The organism is Bremerella alba (assembly GCF_013618625.1).
Lineage (GTDB): Bacteria > Planctomycetota > Planctomycetia > Pirellulales > Pirellulaceae > Bremerella > Bremerella alba.
Genome location: NZ_JABRWO010000009.1, coordinates 298,675 through 314,756 on the forward strand (window position 1 = coordinate 298,675; position 16,082 = coordinate 314,756).

Consider the following 16,082-nt stretch of genomic DNA (forward strand, 5'->3'; position numbering starts at 1 on the left):
GAATTGTAACTTTAGAAACCAAGGGGAGCAAGGTAAGTCGGCAGAGTGCTTGCAGTTAGCTAAACTGGGGCATCCGGCAATCGTTAAGAGCCCATTATTCGGCGAAGAAATTTCCCTGTCTGAGCCTCATAATCAGGACAAAACATACCCATTGCCTGGGCAAATCTTTCTGTATTATCGATAACTTTATGACCGACCCCGACAATCTGAACGATGGCGGCTTACCGCCGACGATGGACATTTCGCTCTGGCGCACGCTGGACGCTTCCGCCAACCGGGCCAGTGAAGGGCTGCGGGTCATCGAAGATTATGTCCGTTACGGTCAGAACGACGTCTTTCTGACGACCGAGCTGAAAACGCTTCGGCACCAGCTGGACAGTACCCTGCAAAAGTTCGAGCGAGCGCCGGCCATCCAATCTCGCGACACCTTCGGCGATGTGGGAACGAGCGTCCAGGGGAAGTTAGAGCAAACGCGTTCCGGCTGGGCGGATCTTCTCACAGCCAACTTCAAACGCCTGCAACAAGCGCTGCGGAGCTTGGAAGAACATGCCAAGCTGGTCGACGGGGAAGTGGCAGCTTCGTTCGAACGAGGGCGGTACCTTTCTTACTCGCTCGAAAAGATGGTCATGACGACGGTCGCCGCCAGCCAGTTATTTCCCCAAGTGTCGATCTACGTTCTGATCGACGGTGGTGACGATGGACACTCGTTCGACACTTTCGTCGCCACGCTGGTGGATGCCGAAGTCGATGTCATCCAGCTTCGCGATAAGAAACTGGACGATCGCACGCTATTGGCCCGGGCCCAGTCGCTGCGAAAGCGAACCGCCGGTACCAGCACCAAAATGATCCTCAACGACCGAGCCGACTTGGCGAAAGTCAGCGGGGCCGACGGCGTACACGTCGGCCAGGAAGAACTGACGGTCAGCCAAGTGAGAAGCGTACTGGGGGCTGGCAAGCTGGTAGGCGTGTCGACGCACAGCATCGATCAGGCCCGGCAAGCGGTGCGTGATGGCGCCGACTACATCGGCATCGGCCCGACGTTTCCTAGTGGGACGAAGAACTTCGAAGCGTTCCCCGGAGTGGAGCTTCTGCGGGAAGTGGCTGGCGAGATTACGTTGCCTGGATTTGCGATTGGTGGGATTGATCCCAGCAACATAGCGGAAGTTGCGGCAGTGGGGATTCGACGCGTGGCGGTTGCTGGAAGTGTCACGACGGCGGTGGATCCGGGGGCGGTTGTTCAGGCCATGCGTACGTGTCTCTCCACTGGTTCAGAGAACTCATGATGAGCGAAGAAACCATCCTCTCTGTCCCCGTCTTCAGTGACCTGGCTAACCTGGCATTCTCCCTTCGCCGGGAAGTTTTTGTCGCCGAGCAGGGTGTGCCCGCGGAAGAAGAGCTTGATGCGTACGACCTGACTGCCGATCACTATGTCGCCATCAAGGATGGCAACGTGGTGGCGACGACGCGGGTGATTCATAAAGAAGAAGGCGCCAAGCTTTCTCGGTTTGCGGTTCGCAGGTCAGAGCGAGGACACGGCGTGGGTGGGCGGCTGATGGCGTTTGTACTCGAAGATTTGAGCGCGCGTGATAAGCCGCGTGTTTTTATGAGTGCCCAGGCCGATAAGATCGGCTTCTACGAGAAGTATGGCTTTCAGGCCTACGGGGAAGAGTATCTGGAGTGCGATATCTTGCACCGCATGATGAAGAACTGGCAGGACAAATAATCTGCCGTAATGATGCCCGCAAGAAATAACCGATGGCCGACCTTTGAAAGGGTCGGCCATCGGCTAACAGGTTTCGTTATTTCATCCTACTTAGGCGCCGTGACGTTGGAGTGCGTTTCAGCGACGCTTGATAGTTTGCGATCGGCGTTCGCTTCCTCTTCGAGAGTTACCCCAAGCAGTTCGGCTGCATCACGGTGACCAAGACGGTTGGCAAGCGCGCGAGCTGTGCCGTAACCGGCCATTTCGTAGTGTTCCACGCGTTGGGCAGCCGCAATCAGGCCGGCATCAAGGACGTCGGCGTTGCCTTTGGCGTCGAGCATTTCTTCGCCTTCTTTGAGAAGGCCTTTCATTGCTTCGCAGGTTTCGGCCTTGGGTGACTTACCAATCAGGCGAAAGACTTCTTCCAAGCGTTCGACCTGACGTTCGGTTTCCACGAGGTGAGAACTGAACGCCTCCTTGAGCATCGCGTCGGTAGCCGCATCACGCATTTTAGGAAGTGCTTTGGTCAGCCGCTGTTCGGCGTCGTATAGATCTTCGATCTGAGCGATGAATAGTTCTTCAAGCGTTTCGTATTTCTTACTGGTAAATAGTCCCATGATGATTCATCCTTTAAAATCGGGGGGGTGAGTGATGTCGTATATCTCCTATAGGTTTGATGCAAGCGACGCGCCATACGTCATGAATCTGCGGACGTTGAGAGGAAAACGCCGGAACGAGGAAGATCGACGCCCGTTGTTTGATCCAATTTCGCGCGGGTTGGATTCGTGAAGACCAAAACTGAGAAATACGTAGATAGGACAGGGGCTAAGTTATCGCGTGCAGCGTCTTTGGGTTTCGCAATATTTATTGAGCAACTCTCCGAACTGGCTTATCTTGAATGAATCGATGTTGCTCTGCAGGAGGTCTCCTAGTGCCACCGCTGGATACCATCGCAGTCGGAGCCAAGCTTGAAACCACATCTAGTCGATTCCATCCATCGAGTACGTATTTCAGCCGAGATTTCTTATGCCCCCTCCGATCAAGGTTGAATTGGTTCCTCACGATCCTGTCTGGGCAGAGATCGCCGCCGAAGAGTCGCTCAGGCTGAAGGAAGCTTTGGGAGCTTTGCTGGTTGTCGTACATCCGATTGGCTCGACCGCCATCCCAGAGATTCACGCGAAGCCGATCGTCGATCTCATGCCCGTCGTCGGCAATCTTCAGCAGTTCGACCGAAACCAATCCAAGATTGAGCAACTGGGTTTTCGATGGTGGGGCGAACTTGGCTTGCCGGGGCGTCGTTATTGCACCAAGAACGATCCGGCAACCATGGTGCGTTTGGTGCAGTTGCATTGTTACGAGCAAGGCTCGCCAGAAATCGTCCGTCACGTAGCTTTCCGAGACTACTTGTGCCGTCATCCCCGTTTGGCCCGACAGTACGAACAGATGAAAACTGAATGCCAATTGCAGCACCCGAATGATTCACATGCCTATTCGGAATGTAAATCCAAGTGGATTCAGCGGATCGAGTTAGAAGCGATTGCCTTTTTTGCGCCAGTGCTACCCGTCGATTAGCCCAAGTCCCATGCGGGCTTCATCGGATCTTTACAATCTCTGAACATGTATTCCATCGCTAAGAGATAACTTTAGAAGCTTATTAGGAAATTAAGGCTACCTTCGGAAGACGTTCCGTGTTTAATCGCTGTGATGAAGTGATGTGAAGGCTGCCCGTGGAGTCGACTCAAATTTCAAATAATGCTCAATCTCGCAGTGGTGGGATCTTCGTTTCCGGGTACGAAGAAATCACGATCCTGGTCGTGGACGACACGGCGGTCGATCGTGCGCTGGTAGGGGGCATTCTGCAGAAGAACAACGCTGGAAATCTGACAATTCATTTCGCAGAGAGTGGGGAAGAAGCCCTCGAAATGATCGAGGCGGAAGATCCCGACATTGTGCTGACCGACCTGCGGATGCCGGGTATCGATGGCTTGGAACTGGTCAAGTCGATGCGGGCTGATTATCCTTTCATTCCCTGCATCTTGATGACCGGACACGGGAGCGAAGAAATTGCCGCCGAGGCATTGCAGCAGGGTGCGGCGTGCTATGTTCCTAAGAAGGATCTGATTCAGAAGCTCGCTTCCACGCTGATCCATGTGTTGGCTTCGGCGCACCACGAGCGTGTTGCCAGGCGTTTCGATGATTGCTGGCACGAAACGACCTCGCACTTCACCTTGGCCAACGATGCGAGCCTGATTGGTGCCGTTACGGGGCACGTCCAAAGCTATCTGCAGAAATTTCGCAGCGTGTCAGAGAACGAGTTGGTGCGTCTGGGCGTCGCACTAGACGAAGCGCTACGCAATGCGATGTTCCATGGTAATTTGCAGTTGGAATCTGATTTGTGGGCGGCCGATCCCGAGAAGTTTTATGCCGAGGCCGAACGACGCCAGCTGGTGGAACCCTATCGAGAGCGAACGGTTGATTTCACGCTCACTTGCCGTCGCGAAGAAGTTCGCTTTGTGGTACGCGATCGTGGTGCAGGATTCAACGTTGAAGGCCAGGCGTTTGATCCGACCGATCCGATGCAATTAACCCGTCCTAGCGGGCGAGGGCTCTTTCTCATTCGTACGTTCATGGATGAAGTTAACTTCAATGAAGTCGGCAACGAGATCACTATGATCTTCCGTCCCAAGTCGGCGGTTGAGTTGGCCTTCGACGAAGAATCGATCTAACGATTTTCGGCTCCTTTTGAAATTCTTTCGTTAATCCAATCGCCCTGTCAGCGGTTGCCTACCGAGAACACGAGATCTCGTCCGAGTGTTCCCGGTATTTAAGCGTGCTGATTGATGCATTGATGCATAGCCACCTTTTGCCGGGATTTGCCAAAGATGAATTTTCTATTTCTCACCCTAAGGTAAATTGCAATGGCTTTCCCGAAAATGGCTCTCGCCACGCTTTGCTCTCTCGCTTTAATCTGCACGACATCCTTCGCGGAAGATGCCCAGAAGGAGCACACTCAGAAGGATATTGTCGACACGGCGGTCGAAGCAGGCTCGTTCAAGACGCTCGTCGCCGCCGTTCAGGCAGCCGGTCTGGTCGAAACGCTGAAAGGTAAAGGACCCTTTACCGTATTCGCCCCCACCGACGAAGCATTCGCCGCACTTCCTGAAGGCACGGTGCAGAACCTGCTAAAGCCGGAAAATAAAGAGAAGCTAGTCAAAATTCTTACCTACCACGTGGTGCCGGGTAAGGTGCTGGCCAAAGATGCGATGAAACTGAAAGAGGCTAAAACGGTCGAAGGTTCGACGATCGATATCGTGGTGAAGGATGGTGCCGTGATGATTGACGAAGCGAAGGTCGTCAAGGCAGACATCGTCACCTCGAACGGTGTGATCCACGTGATCAATCAGGTCATCATGCCGTAACGTTGGCTCAGATCAACACGAGGACCGAAGCCACGCTAGGCTTCGGTCCTTTTTTATGCGCTGGGCGCGGAAGCCGATTTGCTTGCTGCTTGGCGAATTTGAAGGATTCGGTCCGAACCCCAGCCACCGATAATGGCTGCAGGCAAGTAAAGTGCCAGGTCGATGGCGACAAACCAAAACGGGAACGCCATGGATATTCCGTTGACAATCCCCATCGCGGTGAAGAGGCCTCCGATGGCGAGCGATTCTCGCCATACCTGTCCCCCTTCAATCAAGCGACCGAAAGCGGCTCCGCTGAGCGAACCGCCAGCGTGTGCTAACCAAACCAGAGCAAAAGCCGTGAGGGGAAGCGAAGCGATGTGCCGACCAAACGCTTCCGCGTCGCCAGGGTCGTTGACATCTATTCCGGAGGGTAAGGGGTACATCAGAAAACAGGGAGTCAACAGCAAGACCATCATGACCATGCCGAGAACGACACCCAAGGGAATCGAAACAATGGCTCGTAAAGTGGCCATCATAGTAAGTCGCCGCTCCTGTCGGATTTGCGGCCTCGTGTTGAGGGGGAGAAGGGGCCGCCGCGAACTGAGGTCCCTCGCGACGTGCATGGAGGTGGGACTCGTCGGACAATTATCGACGGACCGCATGCTTGCGATAATAGCATTCCCCGGGATTGCGGTAAATTGTTCGTCGTTAGCAGTGTCGTGAATAATCGCTAGCAATTTTGCCTCTTGATCGTGCGAATAGTTTCTCTAATCGCTACAACTTACTGAAGCCGCAGAGTAGGTTTCGTCGATGATGAGAGAGACGAAGCGACATACAGTTGCTGCGAAGTGAATGCTAGCACGGAAAGAATAGCACGTTGGCCACAGGGACGGCTGAAAACTCGGACGACGATCAACAGCACGAGCCTGACTCGATGTTGGCTGCTATCCAATTGGCGCTCTTCAATTGGCTGGCCGACTGGGGCAGCGTGGCGATCGATTGCGTGGTTGCCATCGGAGAGCTAACCCTCTTCGCCTGGCGGACCATTCTCTGGACGTTTGGACGTATGCCCCGGCGAGAAACGCTTCTGCCCAGCTTTTATCAAGTGGGTGTGATGAGTCTTCCGGTGGTTGCTTTGACCGGAACCTTTATTGGGATGGTGCTTGCCGTTCAAAGCTATTATCAGTTTCGCGAGTTGGGTTTGGAAACCCGGCTTGGGGCTGTCATTAATATGTCGTTAGTGCGCGAACTGGGACCTGTGCTGGCGGCCACGATGTTGGCTGGTCGGGTCGGTAGTGCGATGGCCGCCGAGTTGGGAACCATGCGTGTTACTGAACAAATCGACGCGCTGACCTCGATGGGGACCAACCCCATTCATTATCTTGTGGTGCCCCGGGTGATGGCCATGCTACTACTCATTCCCGCACTGACGGTCATGGCCGACTTCATGGGTTTCGTGGGTGGATACTTCTACAGCGTGATCATCATTGGCATCGATAAGCACTTTTATTTGTACAACTCGCAGGTCTTTGTCGGCTCGTGGGATATTTTCTGTGGGCTGTTTAAGAGCGTTTTCTTCGGAGGAGTAATTGCCCTGGTCAGTTGCCATCAAGGGTTTTACTGCACCGCTGGTGCCGAAGGCGTGGGTAGGGCCGCGACGGCTGCTTTCGTGTACTCGTTCGTCATGATTTTGATCATCGACCTGGTCCTTAATATTGGGCTGGAACGCGTCTATTTGGCGATGTGGCCAGATGCCATAGTTTCGATCGGAGGTGGCTAGATGATGCATGCTCGCCTGGAAGCCGATGATGCAGACTGCCTGATTGAAGTCGATAACTTGCTCGTCCAGTTTGACGGCCAGACGATTCTGCGCGACATAGGGCTGAGTATTCCGCGCGGAGAAACGCTGGCCTTGATCGGAGAAAGTGGGTGCGGGAAGACGGTTCTCTTGAAATCGCTCATTGGCTTGGTGAATCCAACCCATGGTGAAGTCTTGTTCGACGGACAAAACATTCACGGTTTGAACGACAAGCAGTTGACCGAACAGCGAATTCGTTTTGGTTTTGTCTTTCAAAATGCGGCCTTATTCGACAGCATGACCATCGGACAGAACGTCGCTTTTCCGCTGAAACAGCATACGAATAAACCCTTGTCCGAAATCCGTGACATCGTCTTCCAGCATTTGAAGGAAGTCGGTTTGCCGGAATCGGTGGTATGGAAGAAGCCTGCCGAGCTTTCCGGAGGCATGCGTAAGCGTGTCGGCCTAGCCCGGGCCTTGGTTTTGAAACCGGACGTCGTGCTATACGACGAGCCCACCACTGGGCTCGATCCGATCATGAGTGATGTGATCAACGAACTCATACTGCGGACGCGTAGTAAGTACCCGGTGACCAGTATTGTGGTCACCCACGACATGCGGACAGCCCAAAAGGTTGCCGACCGGATGATCATGATGTACCCGGCCGCTCGCTTGAAGGAAGCGGAGCCGCAAATCTTATATGACGGACGACCTGAAGAAGTCGAAGATTGCCCGGACCAACGCGTCACGCAGTTTGTTCGCGGCGAGGCAGGTCAGCGCATCGAGGAAATGGGAGCCTTCACCGGCGATTAGCCCGAAGGAGCAAGGTCATGGACGACCGTGTATTACAATTTCGAGTTGGTTTTGTCATGTTGGTGGCCGTGCTGCTGACAGGAATCCTGTTTTTCTTGCTGGGAGAGCAGCCGCAGTTTCTCTCGAAGAAGGAAACGGTTTACGTTGTTTTCACGACCGCCCCTGGCGTCACTATCGACACGCCGGTGCGAACCAGCGGAATATTGATTGGGCGAGTCAGCAATGTGAAGTTGCAGGATGACCGCAAGGTTCTGGTAACGTTGAAGGTCGAAAAAGAGAACATGCCGCATCAGAACGAGGTCGTGCGGATCGTATCTGAATCTCTGTTAGGGGATGCTGCGCTCGAGTTTGTCCCTACCGATCGACCAGGGTTACCCAACCAGCCGCTTCCCGATGGTGCTAAGATCAACGGGATGGTTCAAACCAATCCGTTGGATGTGCTTGTCAAACTGGAAGGATCTTTAGTCTCGGCACTTTCGACCATCGAGCAAGCCGGCGGTAACGTCAGCCAGTTTGCCGCTAACGCCAATAAGCTGCTCGAAGAGAACGGCGATGACGTGGGCCGCATCATGTCGAAAACCGAAGGGGCGATCGACCGATTTGACTCGACATTGGCCGCAGTGCAGAACCTGGTGGGCGATCAGGAACTTAATCAACAGTTGAAGCTGGCCTTACAAGGTTTGCCTGAGACGATTACGGAATCGCGTAAGTTGATAGACGAACTGCGAACCGTCGCCGGTCGTGCGGACCGCAATCTGGAAAACCTAGAAGGCTTTACCGAGCCGCTGGGCGAACGTGGAGAGCAGCTGGTTGCGAATCTGGAAAACAGTACCGAGAACCTGAACATCCTGGTGACGCAGCTCGCCCAGTTCGGACGTAAGATCAACGAATCGGATGGAACGTTGGGGCAATTGATCAATGACCCGCATCTGTATCAGAACCTGAACGACGCGGCAGCCAACATCCGCGAGCTGACTCTTCGGCTGCGTCCCATCGTGGAAGATACCCGGGTGTTTGTCGACAAGATCGCACGCGACCCAGGCCGAATCGGTGTGAAGGGCATTTTGAACCGGAACCAGTCCGGAATCAAATAGCCAGGCAGCAGAGTTTCAGCTAGTTCGCTTCGGTCGAGCGAAGCACTCGCGGCTCTACTTCCCCCTCTTGCCTGAGTAAGATGGACTGGGGGCAAGAGCGGGTCACCATAAGTGCCAGTCGAGCGTTAGCCGCTTGAGGGTAGTGGTGGTAGTTCATAGCCACCTGATGGCAAGCTGTTCATGCCGGGGCTATTCATTCCAGGATTGGGCAGAGGGACTTGTTCGGCCGGCGGAGGCAGCGTGGCCGGATCCCAGTACGGAACGCGTTGCTGCTGCGATGGGGGAACGACCGTTGAAGGAACGATTTGCTGCTGAGACGGAACAATCGGCGTCGTGAAGCCGGCTTGGGCGTTGGCTCGCAGCTGTTCGGCCCTGGCTCGCAGTTCTTCCCGCGGAACGATTCGCAGCGGAACCATCTCGAAGTCGAGTTCCCGCTGGTCTCGAATTTCCCACGGAATAACGTTCTCGCTCACAAAGTCGAGACCGGGGTACTGATACCAAGGTGTCCGAAACGTGTGCAATTTGGCAACTGGTTCGTATCCGTCTTTCTCTAGACGGATTTCACGTGTGCCGTAATAGGTGTAACCGGTGTCCACCGGCGTGACGCCGATTTCCTGGTTATCGACGTACAGCACCGCCCCCGGCGGATTGGTCCGTACCGTGAACCGTCGGCGCACGCATCCCTGAGTCAGCAACAGGGTAGCCAGCAGCGCCAGCACACTAATGTGATGAAAAACGGTCGGTTTTTGTGTGAAAAAAGGCCCCATGAGCTATCCTGAAATCTGGGAAGACGTGGGGCGGGAGTATAGCGATCTCTCCCGACGGTGACTAGATAGTTTTCCGCAGCGTGCTGGCACCCTGTTAAACTTGAGATAATCGCGACAGAAAGTCGACTTTTTCAGGTTTAATGGTGCCTCAGCGAGATCGGTTTGCGGTGGTGGGAGAATCGAACAATTCCTAACCAGTTGGGCCTGGGCGAGTTGCTCTTGCTAGCGGCGGCGTTTATTATCGAAGGCTTGCATAAACTTTGTTGATGTAACTTTGGGGCTCGGTTGGGCCCGCCATTGAATCAAGGATGCAGGGCGCGTGCAGATCGATATCGCGATCTAGCAACGATTGGAGTGACCCTGTTTTACGAGGATCGTAGGTTTCTGCTGGTATGCCCCAGACCGAAAAGCATGATTGGGCCGGATGTCTCCAAGTCGCCGCGATGAGCGACGTCGGGATGCGACGTTCCAACAATCAAGACCACTTTGGCGTGGCGATCGCCCAGACGTGGGAAGACTGGCAGGCCCGGGGGCATTTGTTTATTGTCGCCGACGGGATGGGAGCCCACGCTGCCGGCGAACTTGCCAGCGAGATCGCCGTCGAGCAAGTTCGACATCTCTATAAGAAATACATCAGCAAAAAGCCTGCGATGGCGCTTACCTCGGCGATCGAGGAAGCCAACATGGTCATCAATCGTCGGGGTGAATCCAACGCAGCTTTCCACAAAATGGGGACGACGTGCAGTTGTCTCTTGCTTTTGCCGCAAGGCGCGGTGATGGGGCACGTCGGAGATAGCCGCATCTATCGACTGCGGGGCGATAAGCTCGAGCAGATGACGTTCGACCACAGCATGGCCTGGGAAATCAAGGCCGCTACCGCCGGCAAAGACTATTCATCGGATGTGTATGCCGCGATTCCCAAGAACGTCATTACCCGCTCATTGGGCCCCTCGGCCGAGGTCGAAGTCGATCTAGAGGGGGCATTTCCGTTAGAAGTCGGCGACACGTTCATGATGTGTAGCGACGGAGCGACGGGGCCCGTGACCGATGAAGAGATCGCCTTGATTCTTCATTCGCTCGATCCAACAAAAGCAGCTCAGTTGATCATCGACCTGGCGAACCTACGAGGTGGCCCCGACAACATTACGGTGATTGTTGCACGTGTCACGGACGAGAAGATGGCCAACGATCCGTGTAAAGGGAACCCTTTGATCGAAGAAGAGGACCTTCCGCCGCCACCAATCGAGCGGCAGGTCCGACGTATTCCTTTGACGCTTTGGATGGGAATCGGTTTGCTGTTGGTCGCCGCTGCAATGGCCTATTACCTGGACCAGATGCCCTACGCTTTGGCCGGTGTCTTGGTGGCCTTTGTGGCTATCATCATGGCGTTTGTCTACAAGTTCACCGGCGAAATTATACCCGTGCCGGTGAAAAAGAAGTTTCGCTTCGGCAAAGGCCCCTACTCGGATGTCCCCTGTCACGCGGATTCTAATACGGCTCTGAATCTTAAGATTCTGTATGACGAGCTTTCGGATGCGGCAGAGTCCAACAAATGGAAAATAGAGTGGGATACTGTCCGGCAACTTGGCGAACGGGCTGATGGGGAGATGAAGAAGGGGCAATATTACGGAGCAGCCAAGCACTTTCTCCTGGCCATTGGCTCGCTAATGTCTCAGATTCGTGGTCAGAAAGGGGCGAAAAATCCCTTGGTAGATGATTCGCGGGTCGATCTCGCCTGATTGTCGTTCTCCCAGATTCTGATAGCTGCTAGAGTACGTGCCGATTCTTTTCTTAGCACGGTGCTGGGACCGGATCGAAATGGATTTCGATCGCGATGGGCATATTACAACGATATATCGTCGAAGAGCTCTTGAAGGTCTTCCTTCTCGCGCTGGTATCGCTGACGTTCCTCCTGCTGTTTATCGGGCTGGGACAACAAGCGATCAAAGAAGGCCTGGGGTTTATGCCCCTTTTAAAAGCGATTCCGTACCTGCTTCCCAATGCCCTCCGCTTTGCTATTCCCGGTACCATCCTTTTTGCGGTCTGCAATGTCTATGGACGCGTCAGTGCTAGCAATGAGCTGACAGCAATCAAAGCGGCCGGCATCTCGCCGATCTCGCTCATTGCTCCGGGGCTGGTGCTTGCGTTGATCCTTTCGCTGGTCAGCGTCTGGCTAAACGATGTGGCCGTCTCGTGGGGACATATGGGGCTGCGGCATGTGGTAATGCAATCGATCGACGACATTGCCTATGGCGTGCTCAGAACGAAAAAGTCCTTCTACAGCGACAAGTTCTCGATTCTCGTAAAAGACGTCGAAGGCGATCTTCTGATTCGACCCGAAATCACGGTAACTCCGTCCGGTGATCAAGGGCTTGTCACTATTTCGGCAGCCACCGCTCAACTGAAATCAGACCCGCAGCACAAGCGTGTGATGGTCACGTTGACCGATAGCCTCATTCATTCCACGGGGCCGGACAGTCAGGTCTTTGAGCATCCCGGGAGTTTCGTCACCTCGATTCCGCTAGAAGATCCCACCGCGGTCGAAGGAATTCGCGACGCTTCGCACCAACCGATGCGGCGCATCCCGGCATGGCAAGAGAAGATGAAAAACTATAACCAACAGGCGTCGCAGGTTCTGGCTGCCAAAGGTGCTGCGTGTCTGGTGACTGGGCAAATGCCTCCACACGATGACCCCTCGTGGCTGTACTGGATCAACGAACAGCAGTGGTCTAAAGTCCAAATCAGCCGCCTGAATACGGAAACGCATCGCCGCTGGGCGAATGGTTTCAGTTGCCTGTGCTTCGCCCTGCTGGGTATTCCGCTGGCCATTCGTCAACGCAACAACGACTTCATCACTTGCTTCTTTGCGGCCTTCTTGCCGGTACTATTATTGTATTACCCACTGATGGCGTTGGGGGTTGATCGAGCTAAGGATGGCCAGTGGCCAGCTTCGATGGTCTGGCTGGGCAATGCGGTGCTCCTGGTTGTCGGAGGATGGCTTTTGCACCGAACGATAAAGAACTGAATTCTACGGCGTCCGCTTGGCGGTTCGCCCGCAGAAGGGGCACGTCTGTGCAGCGACCGGATCGAACGGTTCGTCCTCGTCATCACTCCGAAACGCTTCGGTTTGGCGGAAGCCACAATCAGGGCACTTGTGCTCCCAAGAGTAGATTTCGAGCTCATCATTCTGAAAGTGATTCTGCTGGCACGTCAAAAGATCTGAGCCACACTTAGGACAACCGCCGATTGTGATCCGCTCGCGAGACATGGGCTCTTACTTCCAAAGACAAAAAAAGCAGGCACCCCAGGAACCTGCTAAGTCTCGTTCTATCATACTCCGCGAGTCATCACGCATCAAAATCCGCGGGCGGCAATGATGTCGTCGAAGTCGCGGAGGTGGTAGCCGACGCCAGCGAAGTCGAGTACGCGGCAGAAGCCTCGTAGGGCGACACCGAACCCGTCGGGGCCGCTGAAGCCACCGAACTGACCGCCACCTTTGACGTGTGGTTCCAAGTCGCAGAAGACGCCTGGGATGCCGCGTTTCTTCAGCTTCTTTTCCAGCTTGGGAATCGACAAGGCGAAATCACGCATGATGCGTTCGTAGGCGCTGTCGCCTAAATCGGCCGGCACGAAGTTCTTCAAAGCATCTTCGTCGATGTGTCCCTTTTCGCCGGCTGGCTTGGTGATCTTGTAATCTTTAACGTGCATCCAACCCATGCCGGGTTTCATGGCCACGTATTGGTCGTACACTTCGTCAGGCGTGTAGCCTTGGCAGACCAGATTGCCGGCATCGAAGATCAGCATCATGGCTGGGTGATTCACCTTCTTGTGAATCTCGGCCAGGATGTCCCCATTTTGACCGATCAGATTGGCCTCGACTTCCAAGCCGAACGTCAGGTCGCTGCGGTGACAGGCCTCGGCGATTTGACCGAGTTGGTCGACGGCCTGGGCGATGTAATCTTTCGGCTCTGTTCCCTTGGGATGATAAAACGAGAAACCGCGAATCAGCTTGGTCTCGAATGCGTGGGCCAAATCGCAGGCCTTGTTAACGTCCTTCTCCAGATACTTTTTGAAGGGGACGAAGCGGTTCTTCGTGCCGTCGTTTTCGTCGAGCAGCTTGACCTTGCCGATTGGCGAGCCCAGGGACGAAACGTTCAGGCCGTATTCACCTTCCAAGGTTCGCAGTTTGGCGATTTCGGCCTTGGTCAGGTCCATGACATTCTTGATGCCGTTGCCGACGTCGATGAAGCGAATACTGTAGTATTCCAGCCCCAATGCTGCAAAGGCACTGAACTGTTGTTCGGCTGTCTTCTGATTGGCAGATTCGTCAGCAAAACCGGTCAAAATCACTTGGGACGTGGTCATGTCGTCATTCCAGCTTGTGTCGCGTAACAATTCTCTAATGCACTAAGGTTTGTGCACGGGAAGTGGTATTGTGAATGCCAGGACACGCCAGAGCAAGTGCCCCGCGAAAAGAGGGGGGGCGGTTTAATAGAAAGCAGGCCAGGCAAGAAGGCAGAAGAGCAACCATGGGTTACGCAGATAGGATTTCCTTCGTCCACGAAGTCGATGAGACCTATCTTATCAGTGTTCCTCTGCGTAATGGGTGGTTGAAATCTCTTCTCACTGTGGCCTCGGAGTTCTCTGGGGCAACAATATTCTTCCGAAGCGAATGATCGTTCTGTTACAACATCGAGTGCTCGCAACTCCCTTTTTTGAGAAGGCAGCCCCATGACGCCGGAATCTCTGATGCAATTGGCGATTGAGAAATGCCGCACAGGCATCGCGCTCGGCCAGACGCCGTTTGGTTGTGCGATTGAACTCAATGGTCAAGTCATTGCCGCCTCGCACAATACGGTTTGGCAAACTATCGACATCACAGCCCATGCCGAGATCAACGCGCTGCGGGAAGCTTGTCGACAAACCCAACATCCGCTTTTAGAAGGGGCGATTGTTGCGACGACCTGCGAGCCATGTCCCATGTGCGCAGCGGCGCTGCATTGGGCTCGTGTTGAAAAGGTTTACTTCGGCGCGACAATCGCCGATGCCGGTGCAGCAGGTTTCAGCGAGTTGGACCTGCCGGCAGAAAAAGTGATCGCTGCAGGGGGCGGATCGACAATATTGGTGCCGAATCTACTTCGCGATGAATGTCAGGCCTTATTCGCTGAGTGGAAACAAGACGAAAAGAGGCGGCATTACTAAGCCTTTCGGCAATTTGACGAAGCCTTGCCGCTGCAACCAACCGATAAATGATCGTAAGTTGCGTGGTCGATCTTCCCGGGAGAACAAGGATGTTCTGTTCCCATTGTGGCGTCAAAGCAGACGGTAATTTCTGTTTTCAATGTGGTAGCCCTCTTCGTCAGGCCGACGAGATGGTCTCCATAGATAACACTGTCTCCGAGGATCTTGTCCCTGCGGTCCTTTGCTGGGACGACGATGCAAACTACGAGCGCATTGCCCAGCATCCGGAAGTACGTACTGCCATTGCCAGCCATGCAGCGCAAGCACGTCCGGGGCTTTCGGCGGAAGCGTTGATGGAAATCGCCGACAAGGTAGTTCCGATTGGCATCTCGTACTCGGCGGTGGCTTCGATCGCCCAGCCGATGTGGGCTTCGCTGGGGGTTCGGACCGGCAAGCAGCGCTCGGCTGTTTTCGCCGTTCCCATCGGTCGCACGATGGCCCGCGTACTGTGTAGCCTGGCCAAGAATCAGCAGCCAGTGCAGCGGGTTGAGCAAGAGACCGACGGATGCACCATCCAGGCCGAATTGCCGTCGAGCGTCTGGGCGATGAAAGGAATCTTGACCGTCAAGCTTGTCCGCCAAGACGACGGCTGCGTGGTAACCGTCGCCACCGACATCCCCGGCCAGGCATTCGACTGGGGCATGAGCCAGCGCTGTGTTGATTCTCTACTGCAAGAGATTCAGCAAAATCTGGATTTGCCTCTGGCGGAACCGCGAAGTCGAGCGGCGTGAACTCAGTCTCTATTGCTCTTCGCGTTGTTCGTGATGCGAAGCCGGCTGAGCGGCACTTTGGCGCGAACGCCAGAAGTTTAGGGTAGTGGCACAGACGAGAAAAATGCAGCCGAATAGAGTCGCTTGCATGAGGACAATTCGTATTTGATCGTCGGCAACTTGGCTCTTGTAAGGAAATTGAGAGCTCTCGGGAATAACCTGCAGAAGCATGCCTCCCAATATCGCACTGAAATAAAACGTCACCATGGAATACGCAAATCGACGCACTACCGAGCGATTCCGCGAATTGACGAATAGCTCGGTACCAGCGAAGGTCAGTACGGCGTAGATTCCACGAGCCCAAATGTCGCGGGGGAGATTCTCGAAGGAGCCGAAGTAGCGACCGGAGAAATATACGCCCCCGGCATAGATCGTATAGCCGAGTAAGCCCAATGAAACCGCACGAACAATCCGAGCCCAAAGAGGCAAAGTCGGAGCACGAACTTCTGTGACTTCCGACTTCGGGGATTCGAATGGATTGTTCCTCATGACATCG

General features: G+C 54.5%; 18 protein-coding genes. 12 read left to right on the forward strand and 6 right to left on the reverse strand.

The window, feature by feature from the left end; all coding sequences use genetic code 11:
* Positions 1-188: 188 nt before the first annotated feature.
* Positions 189-1,283: a thiamine phosphate synthase gene (locus tag HOV93_RS16835; protein WP_235990515.1), complete on the forward strand. Its 1,095-nt coding sequence runs from the start codon at positions 189-191 to the stop codon at positions 1,281-1,283.
* Positions 1,280-1,723: a GNAT family N-acetyltransferase gene (locus HOV93_RS16840; protein ID WP_207397688.1), complete on the forward strand. Its 444-nt coding sequence runs from the start codon at positions 1,280-1,282 to the stop codon at positions 1,721-1,723. Before HOV93_RS16835 ends, HOV93_RS16840 begins: the two co-directional genes overlap by 4 nt.
* Positions 1,724-1,809: 86 nt before the next feature.
* Here HOV93_RS16840 and HOV93_RS16845 read toward each other — a convergent pair whose 3' ends face one another.
* Entirely contained in the window at positions 1,810-2,319 is a 510-nt protein-coding gene (locus HOV93_RS16845) for a ferritin-like domain-containing protein (protein WP_207397689.1), read from the reverse strand.
* A gap of 409 nt (positions 2,320-2,728) precedes the next feature.
* Here HOV93_RS16845 and HOV93_RS16850 point away from each other — a divergent pair, with 409 nt between their 5' ends.
* The 3 genes from HOV93_RS16850 (at position 2,729) to HOV93_RS16860 (ending at position 5,121) form a co-directional block, all read left to right on the forward strand.
* A complete protein-coding gene (locus HOV93_RS16850; RefSeq protein WP_207397690.1) occupies positions 2,729-3,274 on the forward strand; it encodes a GrpB family protein in 546 nt (181 codons plus the stop codon).
* Between the two features lie 155 nt (positions 3,275-3,429).
* Positions 3,430-4,428 (forward strand): response regulator, encoded by a 999-nt coding sequence (locus HOV93_RS16855; RefSeq protein ID WP_207397691.1) that lies wholly within the window; start codon positions 3,430-3,432, stop codon positions 4,426-4,428.
* Positions 4,429-4,620: 192 nt separating this feature from the next.
* Positions 4,621-5,121, forward strand: coding sequence for a fasciclin domain-containing protein (locus HOV93_RS16860; protein WP_235990517.1), 501 nt, complete (start codon positions 4,621-4,623; stop codon positions 5,119-5,121).
* A 53-nt stretch (positions 5,122-5,174) separates the two neighbouring features.
* Here the strand turns inward: HOV93_RS16860 and HOV93_RS16865 are convergent, their stop codons facing one another.
* The gene (locus HOV93_RS16865; protein ID WP_207397692.1) at positions 5,175-5,639 is read right to left on the reverse strand and encodes a hypothetical protein; all 465 of its coding nucleotides are present in this window, start codon (positions 5,637-5,639) and stop codon (positions 5,175-5,177) included.
* Between the two features lie 398 nt (positions 5,640-6,037).
* Between HOV93_RS16865 and HOV93_RS16870 the strand changes: the two genes are divergently transcribed.
* The 3 genes from HOV93_RS16870 to HOV93_RS16880 are packed head-to-tail and all read left to right on the forward strand — an operon-like array spanning position 6,038 to position 8,808.
* Complete coding sequence (locus tag HOV93_RS16870; RefSeq protein WP_207397760.1) at positions 6,038-6,883, forward strand: MlaE family ABC transporter permease; 846 nt, start codon at positions 6,038-6,040, stop codon at positions 6,881-6,883.
* 3 nt (positions 6,884-6,886) lie between these two features.
* Positions 6,887-7,714, forward strand: coding sequence for an ABC transporter ATP-binding protein (locus HOV93_RS16875; protein WP_207397761.1), 828 nt, complete (start codon positions 6,887-6,889; stop codon positions 7,712-7,714).
* 17 nt (positions 7,715-7,731) lie between these two features.
* Entirely contained in the window at positions 7,732-8,808 is a 1,077-nt protein-coding gene (locus HOV93_RS16880; RefSeq protein ID WP_207397693.1) for an MlaD family protein, read from the forward strand.
* Positions 8,809-8,933: 125 nt separating this feature from the next.
* Here the strand turns inward: HOV93_RS16880 and HOV93_RS16885 are convergent, their stop codons facing one another.
* Positions 8,934-9,575 (reverse strand): PEGA domain-containing protein, encoded by a 642-nt coding sequence (locus HOV93_RS16885; protein ID WP_207397694.1) that lies wholly within the window; start codon positions 9,573-9,575, stop codon positions 8,934-8,936.
* A 392-nt stretch (positions 9,576-9,967) separates the two neighbouring features.
* On the opposite strand from HOV93_RS16885, the gene HOV93_RS16890 reads away from it, so the two are divergent.
* Together HOV93_RS16890 and HOV93_RS16895 are read left to right on the forward strand one after the other, a co-directional pair.
* Positions 9,968-11,314 carry a PP2C family protein-serine/threonine phosphatase gene (locus HOV93_RS16890; protein WP_207397695.1) on the forward strand — a complete coding sequence of 449 codons (1,347 nt, stop codon included), beginning with the start codon at positions 9,968-9,970 and terminating at the stop codon, positions 11,312-11,314.
* Positions 11,315-11,409: 95 nt separating this feature from the next.
* The gene (locus HOV93_RS16895; RefSeq protein WP_207397696.1) at positions 11,410-12,600 is read left to right on the forward strand and encodes an LptF/LptG family permease; all 1,191 of its coding nucleotides are present in this window, start codon (positions 11,410-11,412) and stop codon (positions 12,598-12,600) included.
* Positions 12,601-12,603: 3 nt separating this feature from the next.
* Here the strand turns inward: HOV93_RS16895 and HOV93_RS16900 are convergent, their stop codons facing one another.
* Together HOV93_RS16900 and HOV93_RS16905 are read right to left on the reverse strand one after the other, a co-directional pair.
* Positions 12,604-12,843 carry a hypothetical protein gene (locus HOV93_RS16900; RefSeq protein ID WP_207397697.1) on the reverse strand — a complete coding sequence of 80 codons (240 nt, stop codon included), beginning with the start codon at positions 12,841-12,843 and terminating at the stop codon, positions 12,604-12,606.
* 86 nt (positions 12,844-12,929) lie between these two features.
* Positions 12,930-13,940 carry a sugar phosphate isomerase/epimerase family protein gene (locus HOV93_RS16905; RefSeq protein ID WP_207397698.1) on the reverse strand — a complete coding sequence of 337 codons (1,011 nt, stop codon included), beginning with the start codon at positions 13,938-13,940 and terminating at the stop codon, positions 12,930-12,932.
* Between the two features lie 366 nt (positions 13,941-14,306).
* On the opposite strand from HOV93_RS16905, the gene HOV93_RS16910 reads away from it, so the two are divergent.
* On the forward strand, positions 14,307-14,777 hold the full coding sequence (locus HOV93_RS16910; RefSeq protein WP_207397699.1) for a nucleoside deaminase: 471 nt from the start codon (positions 14,307-14,309) through the stop codon (positions 14,775-14,777).
* An 89-nt stretch (positions 14,778-14,866) separates the two neighbouring features.
* A complete protein-coding gene (locus HOV93_RS16915; protein WP_207397700.1) occupies positions 14,867-15,547 on the forward strand; it encodes a hypothetical protein in 681 nt (226 codons plus the stop codon).
* Between the two features lie 9 nt (positions 15,548-15,556).
* Here the strand turns inward: HOV93_RS16915 and HOV93_RS16920 are convergent, their stop codons facing one another.
* A complete protein-coding gene (locus HOV93_RS16920) occupies positions 15,557-16,075 on the reverse strand; it encodes a hypothetical protein (protein ID WP_207397701.1) in 519 nt (172 codons plus the stop codon).
* Positions 16,076-16,082: the final 7 nt, after the last annotated feature.

Bases quoted from the DNA above. Each gene is read 5' to 3' on its own strand.
- HOV93_RS16835 (WP_235990515.1), top strand. From the start codon at position 189: ATGACCGACCCCGACAATCTGAACGATGGCGGCTTACCGCCGACGATG.
- HOV93_RS16840 (WP_207397688.1), top strand. From the start codon at position 1,280: ATGATGAGCGAAGAAACCATCCTCTCTGTCCCCGTCTTCAGTGACCTG.
- HOV93_RS16845 (WP_207397689.1), bottom strand. From the start codon at position 2,319: ATGGGACTATTTACCAGTAAGAAATACGAAACGCTTGAAGAACTATTC.
- HOV93_RS16850 (WP_207397690.1), top strand. From the start codon at position 2,729: ATGCCCCCTCCGATCAAGGTTGAATTGGTTCCTCACGATCCTGTCTGG.
- HOV93_RS16860 (WP_235990517.1), top strand. From the start codon at position 4,621: ATGGCTTTCCCGAAAATGGCTCTCGCCACGCTTTGCTCTCTCGCTTTA.
- HOV93_RS16865 (WP_207397692.1), bottom strand. From the start codon at position 5,639: ATGATGGCCACTTTACGAGCCATTGTTTCGATTCCCTTGGGTGTCGTT.
- HOV93_RS16870 (WP_207397760.1), top strand. From the start codon at position 6,038: ATGTTGGCTGCTATCCAATTGGCGCTCTTCAATTGGCTGGCCGACTGG.
- HOV93_RS16875 (WP_207397761.1), top strand. From the start codon at position 6,887: ATGCATGCTCGCCTGGAAGCCGATGATGCAGACTGCCTGATTGAAGTC.
- HOV93_RS16880 (WP_207397693.1), top strand. From the start codon at position 7,732: ATGGACGACCGTGTATTACAATTTCGAGTTGGTTTTGTCATGTTGGTG.
- HOV93_RS16885 (WP_207397694.1), bottom strand. From the start codon at position 9,575: ATGGGGCCTTTTTTCACACAAAAACCGACCGTTTTTCATCACATTAGT.
- HOV93_RS16890 (WP_207397695.1), top strand. From the start codon at position 9,968: ATGCCCCAGACCGAAAAGCATGATTGGGCCGGATGTCTCCAAGTCGCC.
- HOV93_RS16895 (WP_207397696.1), top strand. From the start codon at position 11,410: ATGGGCATATTACAACGATATATCGTCGAAGAGCTCTTGAAGGTCTTC.
- HOV93_RS16900 (WP_207397697.1), bottom strand. From the start codon at position 12,843: ATGTCTCGCGAGCGGATCACAATCGGCGGTTGTCCTAAGTGTGGCTCA.
- HOV93_RS16905 (WP_207397698.1), bottom strand. From the start codon at position 13,940: ATGACCACGTCCCAAGTGATTTTGACCGGTTTTGCTGACGAATCTGCC.
- HOV93_RS16910 (WP_207397699.1), top strand. From the start codon at position 14,307: ATGACGCCGGAATCTCTGATGCAATTGGCGATTGAGAAATGCCGCACA.
- HOV93_RS16915 (WP_207397700.1), top strand. From the start codon at position 14,867: ATGTTCTGTTCCCATTGTGGCGTCAAAGCAGACGGTAATTTCTGTTTT.
- HOV93_RS16920 (WP_207397701.1), bottom strand. From the start codon at position 16,075: ATGAGGAACAATCCATTCGAATCCCCGAAGTCGGAAGTCACAGAAGTT.